Source organism: Microbacterium sp. H6 (assembly GCF_003314775.1).
Taxonomy (GTDB): domain Bacteria; phylum Actinomycetota; class Actinomycetes; order Actinomycetales; family Microbacteriaceae; genus Microbacterium; species Microbacterium oxydans.
Map to the genome: position 1 here is coordinate 17418 of NZ_QOAY01000063.1, position 2325 is coordinate 19742.

Here is a 2325-nt window from a genome sequence, read left to right on the forward strand (position 1 = left end):
CATCTGCCCAGGCCTCCGTGCCGGTGGAGACGGCGATCCACGTCGCCGCATCCATCTCGACCACGTTCGGCGGTGTACCTCGCGTGTGCCGGGGCCCCTGGACGACCTGTACCGCACCGAAGGGTGGGACGCGCACCTCGACGCTGTTGCCCGGCGCCTTCTCGTCGAGGAGCTGCAGCAGGTAGCGCACGGCCGTGGCGAGGTCGGTGCGCTGCGGCTTCGCACCGGAGGCCTCCGCGGTGCGGACAGCGTCGAGCGCCGCGCGTCCGTCCTCGATGTCGATCTTCTTGGCCATTGCTCCAGACTAAGACCGGCCGCGGCGCGCCGAGTCCTATGCTCGAACGCATGAGCCTGCATCCCCAGGGCGCCCGCGCCGAGCTGCTCGCGGCGGTCGCCGACCACTCGTGGGGCGTGCACATTCCCCCGCTGGCCGACCCGCAGAGCGCCCACGACGCGGCTGTCCTCATCCTGTTCGGTGTGCTCGACAGCGTCCCGGCCTCCACGACCGTCGCGGCCGTCGCCCGAGACCTCGACGTGCTGCTGCAGCGGCGCGCCCCCACGCTCTCGTCGCACCCCGGACAGGTTTCCTTCCCCGGCGGGAGGGTGGAACCGGAAGATGCCGACGTGGTCGCCACGGCCCTGCGCGAGGCGGAAGAGGAGACCGGACTGGACCCGGCCGGTGTCGAGATCCTGGCCACCCTGCCCGAGATCCCGCTCGCCGCGAGCAACCATCTCGTGACCCCCGTGCTGGCGTGGTGGCAGTCGCCGTCCCGGGTCGTGGCGGTCGATCATGCGCAGACGGTCGAGGTGTTCCGAGTCCCTGTCGCGCAGTTGCTCGATCCGGAGACCAGGTTCACCTCGACGATCACCCGCATGGGCCACACCTTCCGCGGCCCGGCGTTCGATGTCGACGGCACGATCGTCTGGGGCTTCACCGCGATGGTGCTCGACGCGCTCTTCGACGCGGCCGGCTGGACCGTGCCGTGGGACTCCACGGTAGAGCGCCCCGTAGAGCTCTGAACGTCGCCAGAGGGCCGCACGCCACAGACCGCCGAAACCCGGTCCACGACCCTCGGTAGTCTGGACGGGTGAAGATTCTCGTCCTCGGTTCCGGTGCCCGTGAGCACGCGATCATCCTCGCCCTGCGGGCAGAGCAGACGGAGCACGAGATCTTCGTCGCGCCGGGCAACGCCGGCATCGCTCAGGATGCCACCCCGGTCTCGGTCGATCCGCTCGATGGTGGAGCGGTCACCGCCTTCGCCCATGAGCACGCGATCGATCTGGTCGTCGTCGGTCCTGAGGCCCCGCTCGTCGCCGGGGTCGCCGATGCACTGCGTGTCCGCGGAATCCCGGTGTTCGGACCGGGGAAGGCCGCCGCCCAGCTGGAGGGCTCGAAGTCGTTCGCGAAGCGCGTGATGGATGCCGCAGGCGTCCCCACCGGCCGCGCTGTCCGCGCCGCCACCACGGCCGATGTCGAGTCGGCGTTCGACGACCTCGGCGCCCCCTACGTGGTCAAGGCCGATGGACTCGCTGCGGGCAAGGGCGTCATCGTCACGTCCGACCGCGCGCACGCCCTCGCACACGCCGAGCAGTATCTTCCCGCAGGCCCCGTGCTGATCGAGGAATTCCTCTCCGGCCCCGAGGTCTCCCTGTTCTTCCTGAGCGACGGCGACACCGTGCGCGCACTCAGCCCCGCACAGGACTTCAAGCGTGCGCTCGACGGCGACGAAGGGCCCAACACGGGAGGCATGGGCGCCTACTCGCCGCTCCCGTGGCTCGACGAGCAGTTCGGCAGCGAGCGGGCCTTCGTCGAAGAGGTCACCCGCGACGTGGCACTTCCCGTCGTGCGGCAGCTCGACGCGGAGGGCACCCCGTTCATCGGACTCCTCTACGCGGGGCTGATCCTCACCCCCGCCGGCGTACGCGTGATCGAGTTCAACGCCCGCTTCGGAGACCCCGAGACGCAGATCGTGCTTCCGCGCCTGGTCACCCCGCTGTCGGAACTGCTGTTCGCCGCGGCATCCGGCACCCTCGAGGATCAGCCGGAGCCCGTGTTCAGCGACGACGTCGCGATCACGGTCGTGCTGGCCAGCGAGGGATATCCCGAGTCGCCGCAGACCGGCCGCCCGATCGAGGGCCTGGCCGACGCCGCAGCCGTCGAGGGCGTCCGGATCGTACACGCCGCCACTGCGAGCCCCGATGCCCCGGGCGGATCGCTCATCGCCACGGGCGGTCGGGTGCTGAACGTGGTGGCTGTCGCCTCCGACTTCCGCACCGCGCGGGACCGCGCCTACGACGCGATCGCCCGTATCCGCCTCGACGGCT

3 protein-coding genes are annotated in these 2325 nt (G+C 70.8%); 2 read left to right on the top strand and 1 reads right to left on the bottom strand.

Annotated features, from left to right (window positions below):
• A partial coding sequence (locus DSP71_RS04380) for a sterol carrier family protein (RefSeq protein ID WP_258546255.1) occupies positions 1 to 295 on the bottom strand: 295 nt, incomplete at its 3' end.
• A gap of 50 nt (positions 296 to 345) precedes the next feature.
• Between DSP71_RS04380 and DSP71_RS04385 the strand changes: the two genes are divergently transcribed.
• Together DSP71_RS04385 and purD are read left to right on the top strand one after the other, a co-directional pair.
• Positions 346 to 1020: a CoA pyrophosphatase gene (locus tag DSP71_RS04385; RefSeq protein ID WP_113680450.1), complete on the top strand. Its 675-nt coding sequence runs from the start codon at positions 346 to 348 to the stop codon at positions 1018 to 1020.
• Positions 1021 to 1088: 68 nt separating this feature from the next.
• Positions 1089 to 2325, top strand: a 1237-nt coding sequence (gene purD / locus DSP71_RS04390) for a phosphoribosylamine--glycine ligase (protein ID WP_113680447.1), incomplete at its 3' end; no start/stop codon positions are given.